This is a genomic window from Amycolatopsis sp. WAC 04182 (assembly GCF_003947465.1).
In the GTDB taxonomy this organism is placed as follows: Bacteria; Actinomycetota; Actinomycetes; order Mycobacteriales; family Pseudonocardiaceae; genus Amycolatopsis.
Genome location: NZ_QHJJ01000010.1, coordinates 34,831 through 57,560 on the forward strand (window position 1 = coordinate 34,831; position 22,730 = coordinate 57,560).

General features: G+C 69.9%; 17 protein-coding genes and 1 riboswitch. Of the genes, 3 read left to right on the forward strand and 14 right to left on the reverse strand.

All coding sequences use genetic code 11. The annotated features are described in order from the left end of the window. Positions 1-30 precede the first annotated feature (30 nt). Positions 31-765 (forward strand): HAD family phosphatase, encoded by a 735-nt coding sequence (locus DMH01_RS39780; protein WP_125684220.1) that lies wholly within the window; start codon positions 31-33, stop codon positions 763-765. After that, the gene (locus DMH01_RS39785; RefSeq protein ID WP_199745801.1) at positions 762-3,122 is read left to right on the forward strand and encodes a glycoside hydrolase family 65 protein; all 2,361 of its coding nucleotides are present in this window, start codon (positions 762-764) and stop codon (positions 3,120-3,122) included. Before DMH01_RS39780 ends, DMH01_RS39785 begins: the two co-directional genes overlap by 4 nt. A gap of 4 nt (positions 3,123-3,126) precedes the next feature. On the opposite strand, the gene DMH01_RS39790 is transcribed toward DMH01_RS39785, so the two are convergent. From DMH01_RS39790 to DMH01_RS39805, 4 genes are all read right to left on the reverse strand, one after another. Next, on the reverse strand, positions 3,127-3,306 hold the full coding sequence (locus DMH01_RS39790) for a hypothetical protein (RefSeq protein ID WP_125684222.1): 180 nt from the start codon (positions 3,304-3,306) through the stop codon (positions 3,127-3,129). A 39-nt stretch (positions 3,307-3,345) separates the two neighbouring features. Then, complete coding sequence (locus DMH01_RS39795) at positions 3,346-4,302, reverse strand: Ppx/GppA phosphatase family protein (RefSeq protein ID WP_125684224.1); 957 nt, start codon at positions 4,300-4,302, stop codon at positions 3,346-3,348. A gap of 202 nt (positions 4,303-4,504) precedes the next feature. Next, positions 4,505-5,545 (reverse strand): LLM class F420-dependent oxidoreductase, encoded by a 1,041-nt coding sequence (locus DMH01_RS39800; protein WP_125684226.1) that lies wholly within the window; start codon positions 5,543-5,545, stop codon positions 4,505-4,507. A 38-nt stretch (positions 5,546-5,583) separates the two neighbouring features. Beyond that, on the reverse strand, positions 5,584-8,907 hold the full coding sequence (locus DMH01_RS39805; RefSeq protein WP_125684228.1) for a DUF885 family protein: 3,324 nt from the start codon (positions 8,905-8,907) through the stop codon (positions 5,584-5,586). Between the two features lie 135 nt (positions 8,908-9,042). Between DMH01_RS39805 and DMH01_RS39810 the strand changes: the two genes are divergently transcribed. Beyond that, entirely contained in the window at positions 9,043-10,026 is a 984-nt protein-coding gene (locus DMH01_RS39810; RefSeq protein ID WP_125684231.1) for an AsnC family protein, read from the forward strand. A gap of 40 nt (positions 10,027-10,066) precedes the next feature. Here the strand turns inward: DMH01_RS39810 and DMH01_RS39815 are convergent, their stop codons facing one another. The 10 genes from DMH01_RS39815 to DMH01_RS43600 all read right to left on the reverse strand — a co-directional run bounded on the left by DMH01_RS39815 (position 10,067) and on the right by DMH01_RS43600 (position 22,628). Beyond that, entirely contained in the window at positions 10,067-10,993 is a 927-nt protein-coding gene (locus DMH01_RS39815) for an RluA family pseudouridine synthase (RefSeq protein WP_125684233.1), read from the reverse strand. Continuing rightward, positions 10,990-11,553 (reverse strand): signal peptidase II, encoded by a 564-nt coding sequence (gene lspA / locus DMH01_RS39820; RefSeq protein WP_125684235.1) that lies wholly within the window; start codon positions 11,551-11,553, stop codon positions 10,990-10,992. The genes DMH01_RS39815 and lspA overlap by 4 nt, the downstream gene beginning before the upstream one ends. Before the next feature lie 24 nt (positions 11,554-11,577). Further along, positions 11,578-12,222 carry a hypothetical protein gene (locus DMH01_RS39825; RefSeq protein ID WP_125684236.1) on the reverse strand — a complete coding sequence of 215 codons (645 nt, stop codon included), beginning with the start codon at positions 12,220-12,222 and terminating at the stop codon, positions 11,578-11,580. 19 nt (positions 12,223-12,241) lie between these two features. Then, positions 12,242-13,597 (reverse strand): aminotransferase class V-fold PLP-dependent enzyme, encoded by a 1,356-nt coding sequence (locus DMH01_RS39830; protein ID WP_125684238.1) that lies wholly within the window; start codon positions 13,595-13,597, stop codon positions 12,242-12,244. A gap of 32 nt (positions 13,598-13,629) precedes the next feature. After that, positions 13,630-13,744, reverse strand: a riboswitch (SAM riboswitch). A gap of 128 nt (positions 13,745-13,872) precedes the next feature. Further along, a complete protein-coding gene (locus DMH01_RS39835) occupies positions 13,873-14,556 on the reverse strand; it encodes a M23 family metallopeptidase (protein WP_125684240.1) in 684 nt (227 codons plus the stop codon). 131 nt (positions 14,557-14,687) lie between these two features. Next, positions 14,688-16,166 carry a potassium/proton antiporter gene (locus tag DMH01_RS39840; RefSeq protein WP_125684242.1) on the reverse strand — a complete coding sequence of 493 codons (1,479 nt, stop codon included), beginning with the start codon at positions 16,164-16,166 and terminating at the stop codon, positions 14,688-14,690. A gap of 112 nt (positions 16,167-16,278) precedes the next feature. After that, a complete protein-coding gene (locus DMH01_RS39845) occupies positions 16,279-16,962 on the reverse strand; it encodes a helix-turn-helix transcriptional regulator (RefSeq protein WP_125684244.1) in 684 nt (227 codons plus the stop codon). Between the two features lie 43 nt (positions 16,963-17,005). Continuing rightward, complete coding sequence (locus tag DMH01_RS39850; protein WP_125684246.1) at positions 17,006-18,604, reverse strand: penicillin-binding transpeptidase domain-containing protein; 1,599 nt, start codon at positions 18,602-18,604, stop codon at positions 17,006-17,008. A gap of 209 nt (positions 18,605-18,813) precedes the next feature. Further along, positions 18,814-21,975, reverse strand: coding sequence for an isoleucine--tRNA ligase (gene ileS / locus DMH01_RS39855; RefSeq protein WP_125684249.1), 3,162 nt, complete (start codon positions 21,973-21,975; stop codon positions 18,814-18,816). A gap of 530 nt (positions 21,976-22,505) precedes the next feature. Then, a complete protein-coding gene (locus DMH01_RS43600; protein WP_255432159.1) occupies positions 22,506-22,628 on the reverse strand; it encodes a hypothetical protein in 123 nt (40 codons plus the stop codon). Between the last annotated feature and the right edge of the window lie 102 nt (positions 22,629-22,730).

The window sequence follows — 22,730 nt, forward strand, 5'->3', positions numbered from 1 at the left end:
CACCGGCGAGCGCGGGTAGCGTGGCCAGACATGATCGGTCTGCCCGACACCATCACGGCCTGTCTCTTCGACCTCGACGGCGTGCTGACCGGAACCGCGGCCCAGCATCGCGAAGCGTGGAAACGCACCTTCGACGAGTTCCTGCGCGCCCGCGACGGTGACGCGTTCTCGCCGTTCACCGACAACGATTACGCGGCCTACGTCGACGGACGGCCGAGGGCCGACGGCGTCCGCACGTTCCTCACCTCGCGCGGGATCGAACTGCCCGAAGGCAGCCCGGACGACGACATCGCGTCCGCCACCGTCAACGGGATCGGCAACCGGAAGAACCAGCTGGTGCTGAAGATCATCGAGGACGAGGGCGTGACTCCGTACCCGGGTTCCGTCCGGTACCTGGAGGCGGCGAAGGCGGCGGGGCTGCGCATCGGCGTCGTCACCTCGTCGGCCAACGGCGCGAAGGTGCTCGACGCCGCCGACCTGACCAAGTTCGTCGAAGCGCGGATCGACGGGATCGTGATCACCGAGCGGAACCTGCGCGGCAAACCCGCCCCCGATTCGTTCCTCGCCGGCGCCGAGGCGTTCGGTGTCGCCCCGGCGAACGCGGCCGTCTTCGAGGACGCCCTCGCGGGCGTGCAGGCGGGTAAGGACGGCGGTTTCGGTTACGTGGTCGGGGTGAACCGCGCGCATCAGGCGGGCGAACTGCTCGCGCACGGCGCCGACGTCGTGGTGGAGGACCTCGCCGAACTCCTGGAGGACCGCAAGTGACCGAATCGCTTCTCCGCGGCTACGAGGTCGCGCCCTGGGAGCTGCGCTGGCACGGAATGGACGTCGACGCGTTGCAGCGCACCGAATCGGCGTTCGCGGTGTCCAACGGGCACATCGGCCTGCGCGGCACACTGGAGGAGGCCGAGCCGCGCGGCCTTCCGGGCACCTACCTGAACGGCTTCTACGAACAGCACGATCTTCCTTACGCGGAAACGGGTTACGGCTATCCCGAAGAGGGCCAGACCGTCGTCAACGTGACCGACGGCAAGGTCATCCGGCTGCTCGTCGAGGACGAACCGCTCGACATGCGGTACGGCCAGGCGACCGAACACGACCGCGTGCTCGACTTCCGGAAGGGCACCCTCGCGCGGGACACCGTCTGGTCTTCGCCGACCGGCCGCCGCGTCCGGGTGAAGACCGAACGCCTGGTCTCCTTCACCCAGCGGGCCGTCGCGGCGATCAGGTACGAGGTCGAACCGCTCGACGACGAGCTCCAGCTGGTGGTGCAGTCGGATCTCCTGGCGAACGAACCGATCGAGTCCGACACGCGCGACCCGCGGGTCGCGGCGGCGCTGGAGTCACCGCTGATCGGGGAATACCACCACGCGGAGGCGTATCACGCGGTGCTGGTGCACCAGACCCGGCGATCCGGTTTGCGGATGGCCGCCGCGATGGACCACAAGATCGACGTCTCCGACGGCGTGCGCACGCATATCGAGGCCGAGGACGATCTGGCGCGGCTCACCATCGCCGTCGACGTGCCCCAGGGCGGACGGCTGCGGATCACGAAGTTCCTCGCCTACGGCTGGTCCGCGCAGCGTTCGGTGCCCGCCGTGCGCGCGCAGGTCGAGGCCGCGCTGGCGGGGGCCCGGCAGACCGGCTGGAAGGGATTGCTCGCCGAGCAGAAGGAGTTCCTCGACGACTTCTGGGAGACCTCGGACATCGAGATCGAGGGCGACCCGGAACTGCAGCAGGCCGTGCGGTTCGCGCTCTTCCACCTCCTGCAGGCCGGGGCCCGCGGTGAGACGAGGGCGCTGGCGGGCAAGGGACTGACCGGCCCCGGCTACGACGGGCACGCCTTCTGGGACACCGAGACCTTCGTCCTGCCCGTGCTCACCTACAGCATCCCGGACGCCGCGCGCGACGCACTGCGCTGGCGTCACTCCACTTTGGACAAGGCACGGGAAAGGGCGGCACAACTGGGTTTGCGCGGCGCCGCGTTCCCCTGGCGGTCCATCAACGGCGCGGAGTGTTCGGCGTACTGGCCGGCGGGCACGGCGGCGTTCCACGTCAGCGCGGACATCTCCGACGCGGTCGTGCGCTATCTCAACGCCACCGGCGACGACGAGTTCATGCGGACATGCGGCGCGGAACTGCTCCTCGAAACCGCGCGCTTGTGGTTGTCACTGGGGCATTTCGACCGGCGGGGCCGGTTCCGGATCGACGGCGTCACCGGACCGGACGAGTACTCCGCGGTGGCGGACAACAACGTCTACACGAACCTCATGGCCCGCCGGAACCTGTTCTACGCAGCCGAAATCGTCGGCCAGCACGATGACGTCGCCCGGCGGTTCGAGGTCGGCGCGGACGAGGTCGCGTTGTGGCGCGAGGCGGCCGACGCGATGCTGGTGCCCTACGACGAGGATCTCGGCGTACACCCGCAGTCCGAAGGGTTCCTGGAGCACGACGAGTGGGATTTCGAGGCGACGGACCCGGATTTCTACCCGCTGCTGCTGAACTACCCGTACTTCGACCTCTACCGCAAGCAGGTGGTCAAGCAGGCGGACCTCGTGCTCGCGCTGCATCTGTGCGGGGATTCCTTCACCCCCGAGGAAAAGGCGCGCGACTTCGCCTACTACGAGGCGCGGACCGTGCGGGACTCCTCGCTGTCGGCGGGAACGCAGGCGGTGGTGGCGGCCGAGGTCGGGCATCTCGAACTGGCTTACGACTACCTCGCCGAGGCGGCGCTCACCGACCTGCACGACGTGCACAACAACGTCCGCAACGGGCTGCACCTGGCGTCGCTGGCGGGCGCGTGGCAGGGCACCGTCGCCGGTTTCGGCGGGCTGCGCGACTACGGCGGCCGGTTGAGCTTCGCGCCGAGGCTGCCGCCGCAACTCCGGCGCATCGCGTTCCGGCTGACCTTCCGCGGCACGCGATTCCAGGTCGAGATCGACGGCGAGGGCGCGACGTACCACGTGATCACCGGGTCACCGCTGGAACTGGTGCACCACGGCGAGACGTTCACGGTGACCGCCGAGCCGGTGCGGCTGCCGATCCCGGCGATCGAGCCGGGCCCGGCGCCGGTGCAGCCCGCGGGCCGCGCACCGGCGCGGAGGCAGCCGAAGGACGGGTGATCGCTCAGTCCGGGGGTTCGACCGGCACTTCGCCGCTGCCCGGCACGCCGTCGACCTCCTTGGTGCCGTGCGGGCCGACATCGGGGTCGGGCGCGCTGGGCACGTCGGTCTTCGGCTGGATCCCGCGGAGGTCGTCGAGGTCTTCTTCGTCGTCCTGCCCGAAGCTCTTCTTGCTTTCCCTCATGTGTCCGGGGTACCCGCTCGCGGCCGGATGCGCCAGTCTTCAGGCGGCTTTCGCCGGTTCGCCTTCCCGCGTGACCAGCCCGTCGAGCATGCCGAGCAGCAGCCCGTCCCTGGTGGACCACGGGCAGATGGCGACCTGTCCACCGGCCAGCGTCAGCAGCGCCTCGGCGACGATCGCGCCCGCGAGGGCCTGGTGGGAGCGCTGCCGCGAGATGCCCGGCAGTTCGGCGCGGCGTTTGGCGGGCAGCTTCGCCAGCCGCGGGATCCAGGCGCGGAGGTCGTCGAGGTGCAGTTCCCGGGAGCGGGACGGCCGGTCTCCGGCGAGCCGGGCGAGCTGCCGCAGCACCTTGGAGCAGCCGACGGCGCGGTGGTCGCGGATCTGCGGGAGGACGTCCTGCATAGCGTCGCGGACCTCGTCGAGCACGTGTTCCCGCATCGCCCGCACGACCTTGGGCGACGGGCACTCGGTGGCGAACCAGTCCCGGGTCAGTGACCGGGCGCCGAGGGGCAGGGAGTGCGCGAATCCGGCCTCCTCGCCGTCCCCGGCGGCGAGCTCGACGGTCCCGCCGCCGATGTCGAGCACCAGCAGCCCGCCGGCGGAAGCGCCGTACCACCGGCGCGCGCCGACGTAGGCCAGTTCGGCCTCGCGGCGGCCGGTGAGGAACCGCAGTTTGACCCCGGTGGCCTTCTGGACGTCGCGGACGACCTGCTTGACGTTGCCCGCGTCGCGGATCGACGAGGTGGCGAGCGGGTACACGTCCTCGACGCCGTGCTTGGCGGCCGTCGTCATCCCCGCCTCGACCGCGGACGACACCGCGTCGATACCGCGCCGGGTCAGATTCCCGTCGTCGTCGAGTTCCCGGTCCAGCCGCAGCCGCGTCTGGTGGCTCAGCGCGGGGTCGAGCGGCGAACCGCCCTTGGCCAGAACCACCAGCCGCGCACTGAACGACCCGACGTCCAGGACCGCGGCGGACGGCTCGCCGATCTGCTTGCGCACGCGAGGCACCTCACCTTCGTCGCGAACGTATTCCCCCGAGGTCTCGCTTTCACTCCTGATAATGGCGGATTTTCCGGCCGTTCAGGCGTGGTTTACGTTCTCTTTCCACCGGGAGGCTGCTTTTTGACCACGAAGGGGGTACACCGGCGCAGGTCAAGTATACCGGATCGATACAGGTGAGAGGTTCGCCTCCCCTGTGCGTCTAATCGACGAGTTCGCGCAGCTTTGAAACCTGCGCGACGCGGGCCTCACGACCGGGCAGCAACGGGTTGACCACCAGCGTGGTCGCACCGGCCTCGCGGAAGGCGGCGAGGCGCTCCTTGACGTAGCCCTCCGGCCCGATCAGCGAGATCGCCCTGATCAGCTCCTTCGGCACCGCCGCGGCGGCCTCGTCCTTCTTGCCGTCCAGGTAGAGGTCCTGGATGAGCTTCGCTTCGGCCTCGTAGCCGTACCGCTGAGCGAGACTGTTGTAGAAGTTCTTGCCGCGCGCGCCCATGCCGCCGATGTACAGCGCCAGCATGCCGCGCAGGTGGTCGAGCAGCCCTTCGACGTCGTCACCGATCGCCAGCGCGGTGCCGACGAAGGTGTCCAGCTCGCCCAGCGACGGGTCGCGCTTCGCCTTGCCCTCGGCCAGCGACGCGCCCCAGACCTCGGCGGCCTTCTCGGGGTGGAAGAAGATCGGCTCCCAGCCCTCGGCGAGTTCGGCGGTGAGCGCGACGTTCTTCGGGCCGATCGAGGCCAGCAGGATCGGGATCCGCTCGCGCACCGGGTGGTTGATCAGCTTCAGCGGTTTGCCGAGGCCCGTGCCCTGCTCGGGTGGCAGCGGGATCGAGTAGTGCGTGCCGGAGTGCACCACCTTCTCCCGCCGCCACACCTGACGGCAGATGTCGATGATCTCGCGGGTCCTGCCCAGCGGCGCGTCGTACTTCACGCCGTGGAAACCCTCGATGACCTGCGGACCCGACGCGCCGATGCCGAGCGTGAACCGGCCGTCGGAGACGAAGTCCAGCCCGGCGGCGGTCATCGCGGTCAGCGTCGGCGTCCGCGTGTAGATCTGGAAGATGCCCGAGGCGATCTGGACCCGTTCGGTCTTCGCCGCGACGTAGCCGAGCTGGCTGACCGCGTCGAACGAGTAGGCCTCGGGGACGAAGACGATGTCCAGCCCGGCCTTCTCCAGCTCGACGATGTCCGCCACGCTGTCGGCGAAACCACCGGCGTAGCTGATCGCGGTCCCGATCCTCATCGGCATCTCCCTCGTAAGTTACTGAGCGTTCGCTTAGCTTAGACGGCGAGGTCCTGGGCGGCCACCCACGCCTTCACCACGTCGTCCAGCACCCGCAGCGGCAGGATCCCGTTGCTCAGCACGACCTCGTGGAAGCCCTTGATGTCGAACCGGTCGCCGAGCGCGGCCTCGGCCTCGGCACGGATCCGCTCGATCTCGAGCCGTCCCACCATGTACGACAGCGCCTGCCCCGGAACGGCGGCGTAGCGGTCGATCTCGGCCTCGATCTCCACCCTGGCCATGGGCGTGTTCTCGGCCAGATAGTCGACGGCCTGCTGACGGCTCCAGCCGAGCGCGTGCATCCCGGTGTCGACGACGAGCCGTCCGGCGCGCATCGAATCCTGGGTGAGCATGCCGAACCTGGTCAGGTCGCTGGAGTACAGGCCCATCTCGTCGGCGAGACGCTCCGAGTAGAGCCCCCAGCCCTCGACGTAGGCGTTGACGTCGGCGTGCCCGCGCAACATCGGCAGGCCCTTGAGCTTGTGCGCGATGCAGATCTGGAAGTGGTGCCCCGGAACGGCTTCGTGGAAGGCGATCGCCTCGCTCGTGTGCTTCGGGCGCTGCTCGGCCTCGTGGGTGTTCGCGTAGTAGGTGCCAGGCCGCGAACCGTCGAGCGACGCCTCGATGTAGTACGCCAGCGTGCCGCCGGGCGCTTCCGCCGGCGGGACCGGCTCGACCTGGCACCGCTCCTCGGGCACGGTCGAGAACCACCGCGGGGCGACGGCTTCGGCGCGGGTGATGGCGTCACGCGCGGCGTCGAGCAGTTCGTCGCCGTCCCGCCAGCGCAGGGCGGGGTCGGTGCGCAGCCGCTCGAAGATCTCCTCGAGATCCTTGGTGCCGAAGATCTTCTCGCCCAGCTCGCGGTACTGGTCGGCCAGTTTCGCGATCATGTCGAGGCCGGTGTCGTGCAGTTCCCGCGCGGTGCGCTCGGTGGACGTGTGCGCCCGGATCAGCGCGGCGTACTTCTCCTGCCCACCAGGGAGCGCGCAGAGACCCGGCTCGGTTTCGGGCTTCGCCACGGGACGCAGCTCGTCGGCGAGGAAGTCGCGGTACCGCCGGTAGGCGGGCCGCACGACTGCGGCCAGCAGCCGGTCGCGTTCGGTTTCGTAGCCCTCCACGGAAACGGACGCGGTGAGCGCCAGCGGATCCCCCGCCTCGTCACCGAGATAACGCTCCACGTAAGCGATCCCGCCTTCGACGAGGAAGCCGGGCGGGACCAGCCCGTCGGCCGCCGCCGCGCGCTGGCGCACGATCAGGGCGTCCAGATAGGCGCCCATGCCTTCCAGCCGCTTCAGGTAACCGCGGACCTTTTCCTCGTCGTTCAGCGACAGCACCGAGAGCTCGTTCAGCATGAACAGCGCCGGCGACGCCAGCCCGTCGCTGACCGAGAACTCGGCGGCACGGGCGTCGACGACGTCGACCATCGCCTTCGCCTGCTGGATCACGACCTCGCGGGTGACCGCCTCGGCCTGGGAAAGCCCTTCGGTGTCCAGGGCTTCGGCGCGCTCGGCGATGGCGACCGCCGTCGCGCGCTGCGCGGCCGCGGCCTCCGCGCTCGGATCGGGCAGCGCGCCTTCGTCGCCGGGGAGCCCGAGCAACGAGCGCCACAGCGGGAGCTCCTCGAACTTGAGCTCCATCAGCTCGTCGGCGAGACCGTTCGGGGTGTCGCCGTGGCCGGCGACCCAGTCGCGGACGACGCCGTCCAGCACCGAGAGCGGCAGCGCGCCGCCGCCGAGCACGACGTCGTGGAAGGCCTTGATGTCGAACCGGCTGCCCAGCGTCAGCTCGGCCTCGGCCCGGATGCGCTGGATCTCCAGCCGTCCCACCATGTACGACAGCGCCTGGCCGGGGAACGCGATGTACCGGTCCACTTCGGACTCGATCTCCACCGGCGCCATCGGCGTGTTCTCGGCGAGGAAGTCGATGGCCTGGCGGCGGCTCCAGCCCAGCGCGTGCAGGCCGGTGTCGACGACGAGCCGTCCGGCGCGCATCGAATCCATGGTCAGCATGCCGAGCTTCGCGACGTCGTCGGAGTACAGGCCCATCTCGTCGGCGAGGCGCTCGGTGTACAGGCCCCAGCCCTCGGCGTACGCGGTGAAGTCGCCGATGCGGCGCAGCAGCGGGAGCTCGGTGAGCCCCTGCGCGAGGCTCAGCTGGAAGTGGTGGCCGGGAATGGCCTCGTGGAACGCCGTCGCCTCGGCCGCGTGCCGGAACCGCTCCTCGGCCTTGTGGGTGTTGGCGAAGTAGATCCCTGGCCGGGAGCCGTCGACCGCGGGCCACATGTAGTACGCGGCGGGCGCGCCGGGCGCGGATTCGGCGGGAACCGGCTCGACCGTCCACGGCTGCGGCGGGATCCGGCCGAACCACTTCGGCGCCTCGGCCTCGGCCCTGGTGATGGCCGCGCGGGCGGAGTCGAGCATCTCGTCGGCACCGGACCAGCGCAGGGCCGGGTCGGAGCGGAGCTTGGTGAAGATCTCCTGGAGGTCGCTGGTGCCGAAGACCCGCGAGCCGTACTCGCGGTACTCGGCGGCGAGGCCCGCGATCACGTCGAGCCCGGTCTGGTGCAGCTCACGCGGGGTGCGGTCGGTCGTCGTGTGCATCTCGGCGAGCAGGGCGTAGATGCGCTCGCCATCGGGCAGCCAGCAGACGCCGGGCTTGTCCTCGGGGCGGCCGTGCGGCGCGATCTCCTTCGCGAGCACCTCGCGGTACTCGGCGATCGCGGGCCGGACGACGTCACGCAGCAGGTCGGCGCGGCGGGTCTCGAAGTCCTCGTCGGGCGCGGGCTGACGCAGCAGCGGATCGGCCGACGGCTCGGCGAGGTGCCGGTCGAGGTAGGCGACGGCGGCGTCGACGAGATACGCGACCGGGACCAGCCCGCGCGCGACGCCGTCACGGTGCCGCTGCGCCGCCTGCCGCAGGTACTCCGGGATCGCGGCGATCCGCCCCAGATGCGCCTCGGCCTGCGCGCCCGTCCCGACCGACATCATCGGCAGCACGGTGAGCACCTCGGCGGCGGGCGAGATGAACAGGTCACTGACGGTGAACTCGACGAACCGCGAGTCCAGCAGCGCGATCCTCGCCCGCGCCATCGCGATCAGGACGTCACGGGTGGTCTTCTCCTCCGCGCTCAAACCGTCGACGGCGAGTGCCTCGGCCCGCTCGGCGAGCCCGGCCAGCCGCGCGCGGAAGGCGTCCCCGGCGGCCTCGCTGAGATCGCTGAGCCCGGTCGATTCCGGGCGGAAGCCCTGCAAAGCGGGCATGACCGGCTCGGCGTCGAAGAGGGCTTCGACGAACTCGTCGGCGAGGGCGGAGACTTCGCTCATGTTTTCTTTCCCCAGAGGTCGATGGAGGCGGTAACCCGACCCTAATGGAGACCGCGTACTACCGAAGCCGGGTTTTGCCGCGCTCGGGCGGCCTCTCCCCGCGGCGCCGAGGGCGAGACGGTAGCGTTCCCGGACGTGGCCGTGACCGATCCCGTGGACATCCGCCTGCTCGCCGCCCTCGCGGACCTGGGCAAGGCGGCCGTACACGAACTCGCGGCCAAGGTCGGGATGGACCCGCGTGAGGTCGCGTACCGCCTGGTCGCCCTTTCCGGCAGCGGGTTGCCGCTGCTCGTCGGCGTGGAGAGCGACCCGAACGGGCTACGGGCCGCCATCGCCGGGGCTCCGCCCTCCTGGGCCCAGCAGCCTCCGCAGCCCCAGCAGCCTCAGCGTCCGCCGGGCCACTCCGGTCCGCACAACATCCAGGGCACGCCCTCGGGTCCGTACAACGTCCAAGGGACGCCTTCGGGCGCGTACAACGTGCACGGCACGCCGTCGGGCCGTTACCCCGGCCCGCCGTCGGCCCCGGTACGCCAGCCGATGGCGCCGCCTCCGCGCCCGCCCGCCCCGCCGCAGCAGCAGTTCGCGCCGCCACCGATGGCGCCCGCCGATCCCGTGATGAGCACCTGGGGCGTCCCGCAGACCGCGTCCTGGGCACGCGGCGACGAACAGCAGGTCACGCCGCAGGCCGCGCCGGAAGGCAAGAAAGGCCGGACCGGTGACGTGATGGAGACCCAGGGCCTGGAGGGCGAGCAGCTCACCGTCCAGCTGCTGGAGGTCCAGGACCCGGCGGACTACCTGTTCAGCGCCGCGGGCTACTCGCTGGAAGCCGGGGAACGGTCGGTCGTGGTGCACACCGAGATCACGAACCGCGGGAACATCCCGTTCGTGTCGCTCCCGGACAACTACCTCGAACTGCTCACCGCGGACGGCAAGCCGATCACGAAGGCGCCGGTCTCGCTGACCTCGCGGCCGCCGCACAAGATCGGCGTCCGGCCCGGGGAAACCCTGGGCGGGCACACCGTCTACGTGCTGCCGGACGCAACCCGCGTGGTCGCCGTGCGCTGGTCACCGCGGCCCGAGCCGGACGAGCGCACGCTGACCTGGTCGATCGACGACTGACGCCCGTTCCGCATTCAGAGGACTGAATGCGGAACGGCGCCTAGTTCTCGTCCTGCAGGATCCGCAGCGCGTTGGCCAGGTCGTCCGGGTACTCCGACTCGAACTCGACCCAGCGCCCGTCGGACGGGTGCGCGAAGCCGAGCGTCTTCGCGTGCAGCCACTGCCGGGAGAGCCCGAGCTTGCGCGCCAGCACCGGGTCGGCGCCGTAGGTCAGGTCGCCGACGCAGGGGTGCTTGAGCGCCGAGAAGTGCACGCGGATCTGGTGCGTGCGCCCGGTCTCGAGTTTGATCTGGGCCAGCGACGCGGCGCGGAAGGCCTCGACGACCTCGTAGTGCGTGACACTGGGCCGCCCGCCCTGAACGACGGCGAACTTGTAGTCGTGCCGGGGGTGCCGGTCGATCGGCGCGTCGATGGTGCCGCGCGTCGGGTCCGGGTGGCCCTGCACGATGGCGTGGTAGCCCTTGTCGACGGTGCGTTCCTTGAACGCCCGCTTCAGCACGGTGTACGCGTGCTCGCTCTTCGCCACGACCATCACGCCGGTGGTGCCGGCGTCCAGCCGGTGCACGACGCCCTGGCGTTCGGCGGCGCCCGAGGTCGCGATGCGCAGCCCGGCGGCCGCGAGCCCGCCGACGACGGTCGGCCCTGCCCAGCCGGGGCTCGGGTGCACGGCGACGCCGACCGGCTTCGAGATCACCACGATGTCGTCATCGTCGTGCAGGATCTTCATGCCCTCGACGGGTTCCGCGACGACCTCGACGGCCGAGGCCGGATCGGGCAGCGTCACTTCGAGCAGTCCGCCGGCGGTCAGCCGGTCCGACTTCCCGGCGGGCCTGCCGTCGAGCAGGACCTCGCCGGATTCGGCCAGTTCCGCCACGACCGTGCGGGAAAGTCCCAGTAGTTTCGCCAGCCCCGCGTCGACGCGCATACCGTCGAGCCCGTCGGGAACGGGCAACATCCGCGCGCTCATTCGCTTGCCGCCTTCTTCTTGTCCTTTGTGGACGTTCCGTCGTAGTCCTTGCCCAGCAAGGAGAGGATCACGATGAGCACGCCGCCGACGCAGATCGCGGAGTCGGCGACGTTGAAGATCGCCCAGCCCTGGCCGTTCGGCGCGAACGCGGAGATCATGTCGACCACGTGCCCTTGCAGCGGGCCGGGCGCGCGGAAGATCCGGTCGGTCAGGTTACCGAGCGCGCCCGCCAGCACCAGGCCGAGGCCGATCGCCCAGCCGACCGAGCGCAGCCGCCGGGACAGCCAGACGATGGCGATCACGACGGCGATCGCGACGAGCGCGAGCACCCAGGTCAGCCCGGTCGCCATCGAGAAGGCGGCACCGGGGTTGCGCACCAGCTGGAAGTACACGAGCCCGCCGAGGAACTCGACCGGCTGCCTACCCTCCAGCGTGGACACGGCGATCTGCTTGGTGAGGAGGTCGATCCCCCACAGCACCGCGGCGACGGTGAACACCACGGCGACGCGCTTCTTGGGCAGCGGTGGCGACGGTGGCGCCGTTTCGGGCTCTGTACTCACTCCCCCATTGTCCACTGAGCGTGTTCAGGACTCCTCGGCGGCCGTCTTCGGCCTGCTCAGCAGGGCCGCGAACGCCCCGGCGAGCACGGCCAGTGACGAAAGCACCAGCGCGACCTGTCCTCGCGCGAGCACGACCGCGCAGAGCACGAACACCGCGGCCACGACCAGGACCAGCACGCTTCGCTCCAGCCAGGCGAGCCCGACCAGGCCCAGCGTCAGCAGGATCGCGCTCCGGGTGTCGCCGTCGAGGTCGAGTTCCCAGTAGCCGACCAGATCCGCCAGCGCGATGGCGACCAGCCCGCCGAGCGCGATCCCGGCGACCTTCCACCAGCGCATGGCCTTCGTGCGGATGGCGTAGAACAGCACCGTGCCGAGGTAGACCGCGAGGACGGCGAACAGCCAGCCGTCGTTCCGGCCGGCGGCGATGTCGAACGACATGTCCAGCGCGGCCGCGTTTTCGCGGCTCATCTCGATCCCGTGCAAGGATCCGAAGACCCCACCGTCACCGACCCCGTAAAGATTCTGAGTCAGGAACTGCTGTTCACGGGCGGGCGCGTAGGCGAACCAGCCCCCTGGCCGAATCCCGCCGACGGACAGGGCCACCACCACCAGCTGGGCGAATCCCAGCAATGCCAGCGGAAACCAGTAACGCGGTCGTTCGTTCCCCATGCGGGGTGAGGGTAGTGGGTCAGGCACAGAACGGGGGAAGCTCCCGCGGATCATTCTCCGGCACCCAGCGGCCTTCCGGCTTCTCGTACTGCCAGCGCGCGCCGCGGGCGACGATCTGGCGCAGCGCCAGGACGATCCGGTCCACGTGTTCGGTGGTGCTGCCGAGGCCGAGGCTGACCCGCACGGCCTGTTGCCCCGCCGAACCGGCCACGGCGATCAGCCGCTTCGTCGCCACGTGCGCGCAGAACGCGCCGTCCCGCACGCCGATGCCGTACTCCGCGGACAGCACGGCGGCGAGCCAGCCAGGGTCGAAGCCGTCGACGACGAAGCTGAGCGTGCCGACCCGGTCGACCGGCGCGTCGAACAGCCGCAGTTCGGCGAATCCGGGGATGGCGGCGAGGCCACGGCGCAGGCGCGCCAGCAGTCCCTCCTCGTGGGCGACGATCCCGTCCCAGTTCGCGGCCAGGGTCTCGCAAGCGACACCGAGCGCGTAGACGCCGACGGTGTTGGGGGAACCGGCTTCGTGCCGCTCGGGACCGGAATTCCAGACCACGCCGAGGTTTTCGGAGTCACGGTTGACGAGTTTCGTCGCGCCGCCACCGGCGAGGTACGGCTGAGCCGCGCGCAGCCAGTCGGCGCGGCCGATCAGCGCGCCGGCCCCGAAAGGCGCGTACAGCTTGTGCCCCGAGAGCGCGACGTAATCGACGTCGAGATCCCGGATCGAGATCCTCCGGTGCGGCGCGAGCTGCGCCGCGTCGAGCGCGATCCGGGCGCCGTGCCGCCGCGCGACGGCCGCGATCTCCTTGACCGGCAACAGTTCCCCGGTCACGTTGGACGCGCCGGTGAGCACGACCAGCCGCGGGCCCTGCGGGCAGTCCGCGAGCGCTTCGTCCACAGCGGACACCGCGGCGAGGCGGGTCCGAGGGGTTTCGATCCGGCGGACGTTCGGTCCCTTCCACGGCAGCAGCGCGGCGTGGTGCTCGGTGTCGAACACGACGACGGAGGTGTGCTTCGGCAGGCTGCGCGCGAGAAGGTTGAAGGAATCGGTGGTGTTGCGGGTGAACACGACGGTGTCGGTCGTCCGCGCGTCCACGAAACGGCGCAGGATTCCGCGCGTGCGCTCGTAAAGCTTGGTCGAGACCTGCGAAGCGAAGCCGGCGCCGCGGTGCACGCTGGCGTACCAGGGCAGGAATTCGTCGACCGCGGCACGCACCTTGTCCAGACAAGGAGCGCTCGCCGCGTGATCGAGGTTGGCGTAGCCGATGTCGCCGCCGGTGACCAGCGGAACCCGCAGATCGGCACCGGCGACCGTCGGGATTTCGTGCGTGGCAACGGTTTCAGCGGAAACATCGGTGCGTTCGAGAGCGAGGGTCATCGTCATCCTCCGGGCCAGGGGACCCGCCGAGGATCCCGCGCTTGCCCGCCGCACCACGCGACGAGCCAGGTCCTCACCCGGGGCACCCCACCGCGGAAGGAGGGTTGCCGGTCAGCTAGCCGGGGCTTGACGCTGACACTCGTGACCTACGAACGAAGTTAGCGGATGGGCGGGCGATCGAGCCAGCCCTTGTCCGCATCTTGAGACGCCGCTCACGTGCTCCGCAAGCGGGGAGAACCGCTGCCCGGCGCCGCGCCGCGCCGGGCAACGGCAGGTCAGACCCGGAATCGGCCGGGCAGTCCGATGGTCGCGCGGGACGAGACCTCGGTCGCGGTGCCGGAGTACTGATCGGTGCCCGCGGTGAACTGCCAGCCGCCGAAGGTCTTGCCGTCGACGGCTTCGCCGTAGGCCTCGGCGACCTTGGTCGAGACCTCGTCGTAGGACATGCCGTTCCAGTTGCCCGCGCCGACCCCGAAGTCGCGCGAGTCGCCGCCCTGCGCGGCGGCCGTGGGCAGGGTCCACAGGGTGAAGTGCACGTGGGCGCCGGTGCTGCTGCCGCCGCAGGGCAGCGCGTTGCCGGTCCGGCCGAGGGCGTCGCCGGGGGCGACCTTCTGGCCGTCGGTGACCGAAATGCCCTCCAGGTGGTAGTACCCGGTCCGCCGGCCGCCGTCGTGGTCGACGGTCACCCAGTCGCCGCCGGAGCAGTGCTGGATCCGCACCGTGCCCGCCAGCGGGGCGCGAACGGTCTTGTCCCCGGGACTGAAGTCGATGGCGTTCTTCACGCCGGAGGTGCCGTTGTCCGAGTGGATCCCCGCCGAGTAGACCGACTGGCCCGAGTCGAAGGGCAGCCCGAACGCGGGAAAGGCCCCGGTCGCCGTCGCCGTCGGGGCGGCGAGAACCACCCCTACGAGTGCGGCGGTGACCCCCAGACCGGCGAACCGCGCAGGAAGTTTCGTCACCTTGCGTACTCCTTACCCCGTGACACTCACCCATTCGATGGAGTCGATTGCGGGGAAAGTAATCCAAAAGGAGTACAAAAGGGAAGAATTTTCTGAGATCAACCGACGAACAGCTGGTGCCGGTTCGTGACCTACTGGCCGGATTCGCCCTTCCACCTGGCGAGGCGGCCGGCCCGGTCGACGGCCCGCAGGCGTCGTTCGGCCGCGTCACGGACTTCGGCGGTGGTCACGACGAGTAACTGGTCGCGCTCCTGGAGCCTGGTGTTCTTGTTCGGCGTGAAGCCGGCGCCGTCGCGGACGAGGAGGCTGATCGTCGCCCCCACCGGCAGCCGCAGTTCGGCCAGGTAGACGCCGTGCATCTTCGATCCGGCGTTGATCCGGACCTGCAGGAGTTCCGCGCCCATCTCGTCGAGCGGCGCGGAGTCGACGTCGATCTCGTGCGCCTCGGCGTGCTGGGCGAGCCCGAGCACTCTCGCGAGCGGGGTCAGCGTCGCCCCTTGAAGCAGCGTCAGCACGATGACCAGCACGAACACCGCGTCGACCAGCTCCTGCGCGCCTGGCACCCCGGACGACAGCGGGATCAGCGCGAGCACGATCGGGACCGCCCCGCGCAGCCCGGCCCAGGACAGGAACACCTGTTCTCGCCAGGGGATCTTGAACGGCAGCGCCGACAGCAGCACCGACAGCGGGCGGGCGAGCAGCAGCACGACCGCGCCCGCGACCAGGCCCTGGATCAGGCTTTCGAAGATCCTGCTCGGCGAAGCGAACAGCCCGAGCAGCACGAACAGGCCGATCTGCGCGAGCCAGCCGAGCCCTTCGGCGAAGGACAGCGTGTCCGACCGGTGCGGGAGCTTCGAGTTCCCCAGCACCAGGGCCGCGACGTAGGTGGCGAGCAGGCCCGACGCATGGGCGAGCTGCCCGCTCGAATACGCCACGACGCACACCGCGACCGTGGCCAGTGGGTACAGACCGGTGGCGGGAAGCGCCGCCCGGCGCAGCGCGAACGCCCCGCCCCAGCCGAAGGCCAGGCCGATCACCAGCCCGGCGGCGAGTTCGTAGACCACCAGCAGCGGCAGCGACCAGTCGATCGTCGTCCCCTCGGCGAGGACGACGACGGCGATGTAGGCCGGGGCGTCGTTGATCCCCGACTCGATCTCCAGCGCGCCGACGAGCCGCTTGCCGATCCCCGCGGATCTCAGCACCGAGAAGACCGCGGCGGCGTCGGTCGAAGCCAGTACCGCGCCCCACAGCAACGCCATCCGCCAGTCCAGGCCCAGCAACCAGTGCAGGGCGGCGCCGGTGACCGCGATACTCACCACCACGGCCACTGTGGACAGTGCGATTCCGATGCCCAGTGAGGGTTTCACGGCCGACCACCGGGTGGTGAGGCCACCTTCGGACAGGATCATCACCAGCGCGGCGAGGCCGAGCGACTGGGTGAGCTCGGGGTTGTCGTACTGGATGCCGAACCCGGCTTCGCCGAGCAGGACCCCCATCCCCAGGTACAGCAGCAGCGAAGGAAGGCCGACCCGGATCGACACCCGGACGGCGATCACGGCGACGAGCAGCACGGCGCCACCGGTACCGAGGATGAGCGGGAGTTGCTCCATGTCGCCTCCCGTTCCGGTCGCCGTGAGGGCTCCAGAATAGTGAGGCGGTGCTCGTCACTCGTCCGTGTACCGGTCGAAAAGCGTCCGGATAGCCTGTGTTACAGACTGTCCACTAGGGACTGCGCAGGGCCACCAGGTCGACACCGAGTTCCGCGAACGGCTTTTCCGCCGCGGGCAGGACTTTCACCGCGCGGTTGCCCTCACGGGACAACCAGCCGGCGCTCACTCCGTGAGACAGTAACGCCGCGGGGACCCGGCCCGCCAAATGATCACGCCGGACCGTCCAATCCAGACAGTCACGCAGCATCGGGCGGCGGCCGTCGTCGATCTCCACCCCGAGCGTGCCGAGCACCTCACGGCCGCGCTCGGTCAGCGTCAGGCCGCCGGCGTCGTCGATCAGCCCGGTGGCGAGCATCCCGTCCCGCAGCGCGACGCCGACCGTCCCGGCGAGGTGGTCGTAGCAGGTCCTGGCGAACTCGAGCCGTTTCACGCGCACGGACGACCGCAGCCCCTTCACCGGCCGATGCTCGGCGTGCTGCGCCAGATGCTCGATCAGTTCCGCCACCCGGGGGTCGGCTATCCGGACGTAACGGTGCCTCCCCTGCTTGACCCGGACGACGAAGCCGGCCTCGGTCAGCTTCGTCACGTGCTCGCTCGCCGTCGACGCGGCCACTTCGGCGGCGCCCGCCAGCTCGGTCACCGTCCAGGCACGCCCGTCGAGCAGCGCGAGGCACATCGACGCGCGGCTCGGATCGGCGAGCACGGCCGCGACCTCGGCCAGGGCGATCGTCTCCATGTGTCCACCGTAGAAGACCCACGGTTCGGCGACCGCCGAAGCGTCAACCGGCCAGGAACTTCGCCGCCAGCTGCACCGCGGGCTTGGAGTCGTTGGAACCTTCGAGCATGACGGCGAAAGCGACGTCCCCGCGGTACCCGACGAACCAGCCGTTGGCGTCCGCCCCCGATCCGAACTGCGCCGTCCCGGTCTTGCCGAAGACCGCTCCGCTGCCCTTCAGCGCCTTCGCGGTCCCTGTCGTGCAGACCTCGCGCATCATCGCGCGGACCTGGTTCAGCACCCCGGCGGGCGGGGCCTGGTACCCGGCGTTGACCTTGGTCTCCAGGCCCTGCCACAGCTTCGGGACCACCGGCTTCCCCGTGGCGACCGTCGCGGCCATGAGCGCCGCGCCCAGCGGGCTGACCTGCACCCTGCCCTGTCCGATCCCGGCTTCGACCTGCTCGTCACCGCTGCCGGACGGCTCCACCTTCCCGGTCTCCGTCGCGAGCCCCGGGATCTCGAAGTCGGCGTTGAGCCCGAGCTGGCTCGCGGCCTTCGCGAGACCGTCCGCGGGCAGTTGCTTGGCGAGCCGCCCGAAGGTCGTGTTGCACGACGCGGCGAACGCCGTCTTCAGCGAGACGGTCCCCAGGTCGAACCCGTTGTCGTTCTTGAGCGTGCGGGTTCCGATCTGCTCGCCGCCCGGGCAGGCCAACGGGGAGTCGGCGGTGACCCCGCCCTGCTGCAACGCCGCGGTCGCCGTGGCGATCTTGAACGCCGAACCCGGCGCGTAGAGACCGCTGAGCGCCTTCGGCTGATTCCCGGCGGCACCGTTCTGCGCGACCGCCAGGAGTTCGCCCGAGGTCTTCATCGCGACGATGATCGCCGATCCGCCGAAACCGTCGACGGCTTTCTGGGCGGCGGTCTGGGAGGCCACGCTCAAGGTCGAAACCAACGGCTTGTCCGTCTCGGCCGCCTGTCCGAAGAGCGTCTCGACCGGTTTTCCGGAGGCGTCCACGCGAGACACGGTGACGGTCGCTCCGGTGCCGCTGTTCTCCCCGGAAGCGACCTTGGACAACGCTCCCTGCAGGATCGGCGCGACGCCCGCCGCGTCACCGCCGACGAGGGCCTTGCCGTCGCGGTCGGCCACGACCGGTTTGGCCGAAACCGGCGCGACGGCGAGCCGCTGCCCGGCTTCGAGCTTCGGGTGGATCACCGACATCGCCCAGCGGACGACCCATTTCCCGGCGTTGCGCACCAGGTCCAGCTTGCCTTCGTACTTCCAGACGCTGCCGCCGGCGAACGTCCACGCGGCGTGGAAAGTGGCCGATGTCGAGGGCGCGTCACCCGGCGTCGTCGGGACCTCGCCGAGCGACGTCTTGACCGACGCCCCGTTGAGCGTGTTGCGCGCGCCCGTCAGCGCGGTCGTGGCCGCCGACGGATCGTCGACCGGGGCGGTGGTCAGGTCACCCGTGTCGAACAGCCGCAGGAACCGGCCGGCGACCTGCGCCGGGCTGTCCTGCGTGTTCGCGGTGGACTCCCCCGGGCCGACGGCGGCCGCGGGCGCCCGGTCCTCCTTGACCAGCAGCACCACCGCGGCCACCACGATGGCGACGACCGCCAGCGCGGCGCCGATCAGGATCCCTCTTTTCCGGGCAGGACTCATGGATTCGCTACTCCCCCATACGGCGCGCCCCTCGCGCGCCCCCGGGCGCCAGCCTGCCGATTTCCCCCGCGCAAGGCGCGCTTCGGACGGGAAAGCGGCTATACCGAATCCTTTTCGTGATCCCGGTGATCGAGACCTCGCGACTGCAATGAAAGGCCCCTTCATTGCAAATTTTGCAATGAAGGGGCCTTTCATGTCATTTGCGAGGGTCAGGCCTTGGCGACCGCCACGGTCACCTTGGTGCCCTCGCCGACCGTCCCGGCCGAGCCGTCGGCGACATCGCCGTAGGCCACCGAAGTCGCCAGCGTCTCCGAAGCGATGAACTCCTCGTGCGTCTTCGCGGCCGTGACCACGTCTTCCGGCGCGTCGACCGTCAGCGCGATCCGGTCGGCGACGTCGAGCCCGGCGTCACGGCGGGCCTGCTGCACGACGCGGACCAGGTCGCGGGCCAAGCCCTCGGCCGCCAACTCGTCGGTCACCTCGGTGTCGAGCAGCACCAGTCCGGCGCCGCCGGGCAGTTCCGCGGCCGCGCCGCCGCCCTTGGCGACCAGACGCCGGTCGTACTCGCCTTCGACGAGCTCGATCCCGGCGGCCACGACGGCGCCGCTCTCCGACGTCGTCCACTCGCCGGCCTTGACGGCCTTGATCACCGTCTGGACGTCCTTGCCCAGCCGCGGTCCGGCGGCGCGGGCGTTCACCGCGACCTCGAAACCGCCGTGCGCGGCGACATCCGTGGTCAGCTCGACGGATTTGACGTTGACCTCGTCGCGCAGGATGTCGGTGAAGTCGCGCAGCGAGTCCGCCTCGTGCGCGGCGACGACCAGCTTGGCCAGCGGCAGCCGCACCCGCAGCTTGTTCGACTTCCGCAGCGACAGCGCCGAAGACGCCACCTGGCGCACCCGGTCCATCGCCGTCACCAGCGCCGCGTCCGCGGGCAGATCGAGAGCGTTCGGCCAGTCGGTCAGGTGCACCGAACGGCCGCCGGTCAGCCCCCGCCAGACGACCTCGGTGGTCAGTGGCAGCAGCGGCGCCACCACTCGCGACGTCACCTCCAGCACGGTGTGCAGGGTGTCGATCGCGTCCTGCTCACCCGCCCAGAACCGGTCTCGCGAGCGGCGCACGTACCAGTTCGTCAGCACCTCGAGGAAGTCACGGACCGTGGAGCACGCACCGGCGACGTCGTAGGTGTCGAGCGCGTGCTCGACGTCGGTCACCAGTTCGTGCGTCTTCGCCAGCACGTATCGGTCGAGGATGTGCTTCGAATCCGTGCGCCACTGGCCTTCCACTCCCTCGGCGTTCGCGTAGAGCGCGAGGAAGTAGTACGAGTTCCACAGCGGCAGCACGGCCTGGCGGACGGCGTCGCGGATGCCCTTGTCGGTGACGACCAGGTTCCCGCCGCGCAGGATCGGGCTCGCCATCAGGTACCAGCGCATCGCGTCGGAGCCGTCGCGGTCGAAGACCTCGTTGACGTCCGGGTAGTTGCGCAGCGACTTGGACATCTTCTGGCCGTCCGAGCCGAGCACGATCCCGTGCGAGATGCAGGTGCGGAACGCCGGCCGGTCGAACAGCGCGGTCGCCAGCACGTGCAGCAGGTAGAACCAGCCGCGGGTCTGCCCGATGTACTCGACGATGAAGTCGCCCGGGTAGTGGTGCTCGAACCACTCGGTGTTCTCGAACGGGTAGTGCACCTGCGCGTACGGCATCGAACCCGAGTCGAACCAGACGTCGAACACGTCCTCGATCCGGCGCATGGTGGACTTCCCGGTCGGGTCGTCCGGGTTGGGCCGGGTCAGCTCGTCGATGAACGGCCGGTGCAGGTTCTCCAGCCGCACGCCGAAGTCACGCTCGAGCTCGTCGAGCGAGCCGTAGACGTCCGTGCGCGGGTACGCCGGGTCGTCCGACTGCCACACCGGGATCGGCGTGCCGAAGTACCGGTTGCGGGAGACCGACCAGTCGCGGGCGTTCTCCAGCCACTTGCCGAACTGGCCGTCCTTGACGTTCTCCGGGTACCAGGTGATCTGCTGGTTCAGCTCGACCATCCGGTCCTTGAACTCGGTCACCGCGACGAACCACGACGAGACGGCGCGGTAGATCAGCGGGTTCCGGCAGCGCCAGCAGTGCGGGTACGGGTGCTCGTAGGTCTCGTGGCGCAGCAGGACCGCGCCCTGACGGCCGGCCGAACCGGTGCCGTTCTTGAGGTCCTTGATGATGTTCGGGTTGGCGTCGAAGACCTGCTGGCCCTCGTAGTCCGAGACGGTCGCGTCGAACTTGCCCTGCGCGTCCACCGGGGTGACCGGGACGATGCCCGCCGCGTCGGTGACGACCTTGTCCTCTTCACCGTAGGCGGGCGCGATGTGGACGACACCGGTGCCGTCCTCGGTGGTGACGTAGTCCGCGGACAGCACGCGGTGCGCGTTCTCGTGTCCGGCGAAGTACGGGAACGGTGGGGCGTAACGGGTTCCGAGCAGTTCGGTGCCGGTGTAGTGCCCGACGACGGTCGGCTCCTCACCGAGCTCGCGGGCGTACGCGGCGACGCGCGCTTCGGCGAGCAGGAACCGCTTGCCGTCGCTTTCCACCACGACGTACCGCACGTCCGGGTGCACCGCGGTCGCGAGGTTGGACGGCAGCGTCCACGGGGTCGTGGTCCAGATCAGCAGGTACGTGCCGTCGAGCTCGTTGTCGTTGCCCTCCAAGCGGAAACCGACCGTGACGGCCGGGTCCTGGCGGCTGGCGTAGACGTCGTCGTCCATGCGGAGCTCGTGGTTGGACAGCGGGGTCTCGTCGCGCCAGCAGTAGGGCAGGACACGGTAGCCCTCGTAGACCAGGCCCTTGTCCCACAGCTGCTTGAACGCCCAGATGACCGACTCCATGTAGGACAGGTCGAGCGTCTTGTAGTCGTTGTCGAAGTCGACCCAGCGGGCCTGGCGGGTGACGTAGTCCTGCCATTCGCCGGTGTAGCGCAGCACGGACTCACGGCACGCCTCGTTGAAGACGTCGATGCCCATCGCGTCGATCTCGGACTTCTCGGTGATCCCGAGCTGGCGCATGGCCTCGAGTTCGGCGGGAAGTCCGTGGGTGTCCCAGCCGAAGCGGCGCTCGACGCGCTTGCCCTTCATGGTCTGGTACCGGGGCACCAGGTCCTTCACGTACCCGGTGAGCAGGTGACCGTAGTGCGGGAGACCGTTGGCGAACGGCGGGCCGTCGTAGAAGACGTACTCGTTCGAACCGTTGACACCGGGGTCGCGGGCGTCGATCGAAGCCTGGAAGGTCCGATCGGATTCCCAGTACGCGAGGACGCGCTTTTCCGACTCGGGGAACGAAGGCTGGGACGGGACGCCGGTCTCGCCGTCCATCTGTGCCTTGGGATACATCTTCGGTGCTCCTCAGATCCGACACTGCTCGTCTCACTCGTACAGGCTCGCGCCCACACGGGGACGAGACGGCCGTTTCCGGCGCGTTCCGCGGTACCACCCCGCTTGCCCGGCCGGTGGTGTTCCGGCTGGGCCGCTCATTCGACGGCTGTGACGGGCCGTACCCGTCCGGTTCTACTGAGGGCCCGTTCTGCTGAGACGCGGGCCCTGTTCTTCCGGAGGCTCCCCGGTGATGGCCGGATCGGTGCCAGTTGATTCAAGGGTAGCGCGCGGGGGCAACCGGGTTGTCCGGGGTGGGCTTATCGATACTGCGGACATGACGCGAGACGACTGGCCGGCCGGACAGACACGGACCTTCACCGCACTGCACGGCAAGCGGGTCGACAGGTGGACCGGCGTGGAGATGGCGCTGCGGGAAGACGCGGCGGGAACCGGCCCGCAATTCGTCGACCCCGACGTTCCCTGCCTCCAGCCGTACTGGCTTCAAGCTTGGCTGGACGACGGCAGCGCGCTGGAGATCGGCACCCGGGTTACCGACCGGTCCGGTCGAGCACGTCGCCGTCTTCCACGAGCGGCATTTCCTGGCCGAGGTTCACTTCCGGATCGGAGCACGGCCGCTGGCGCTGGTAGCGGGTGAGCTGGAGGAGACGCACGAGGACGGGCTGATCTTGTTTCGCTCGAGCGCGTCCCGCGGAATACGCCGCGACAAGTCCACCCCGCAACTTTCTGAGAGCGAGGGCGTGTAGGTCGTTATA

Bases quoted from the DNA above. Each gene is read 5' to 3' on its own strand.
- ileS (WP_125684249.1), bottom strand. From the start codon at position 21,975: ATGTATCCCAAGGCACAGATGGACGGCGAGACCGGCGTCCCGTCCCAG.
- DMH01_RS39790 (WP_125684222.1), bottom strand. From the start codon at position 3,306: ATGAGGGAAAGCAAGAAGAGCTTCGGGCAGGACGACGAAGAAGACCTC.
- DMH01_RS39830 (WP_125684238.1), bottom strand. From the start codon at position 13,597: ATGACCCTCGCTCTCGAACGCACCGATGTTTCCGCTGAAACCGTTGCC.
- DMH01_RS39825 (WP_125684236.1), bottom strand. From the start codon at position 12,222: ATGGGGAACGAACGACCGCGTTACTGGTTTCCGCTGGCATTGCTGGGA.
- DMH01_RS39805 (WP_125684228.1), bottom strand. From the start codon at position 8,907: ATGAGCGAAGTCTCCGCCCTCGCCGACGAGTTCGTCGAAGCCCTCTTC.
- DMH01_RS39780 (WP_125684220.1), top strand. From the start codon at position 31: ATGATCGGTCTGCCCGACACCATCACGGCCTGTCTCTTCGACCTCGAC.
- DMH01_RS39845 (WP_125684244.1), bottom strand. From the start codon at position 16,962: ATGGAGACGATCGCCCTGGCCGAGGTCGCGGCCGTGCTCGCCGATCCG.
- DMH01_RS39815 (WP_125684233.1), bottom strand. From the start codon at position 10,993: ATGAGCGCGCGGATGTTGCCCGTTCCCGACGGGCTCGACGGTATGCGC.
- DMH01_RS39850 (WP_125684246.1), bottom strand. From the start codon at position 18,604: ATGAGTCCTGCCCGGAAAAGAGGGATCCTGATCGGCGCCGCGCTGGCG.
- DMH01_RS39800 (WP_125684226.1), bottom strand. From the start codon at position 5,545: ATGAGGATCGGGACCGCGATCAGCTACGCCGGTGGTTTCGCCGACAGC.
- DMH01_RS39840 (WP_125684242.1), bottom strand. From the start codon at position 16,166: ATGGAGCAACTCCCGCTCATCCTCGGTACCGGTGGCGCCGTGCTGCTC.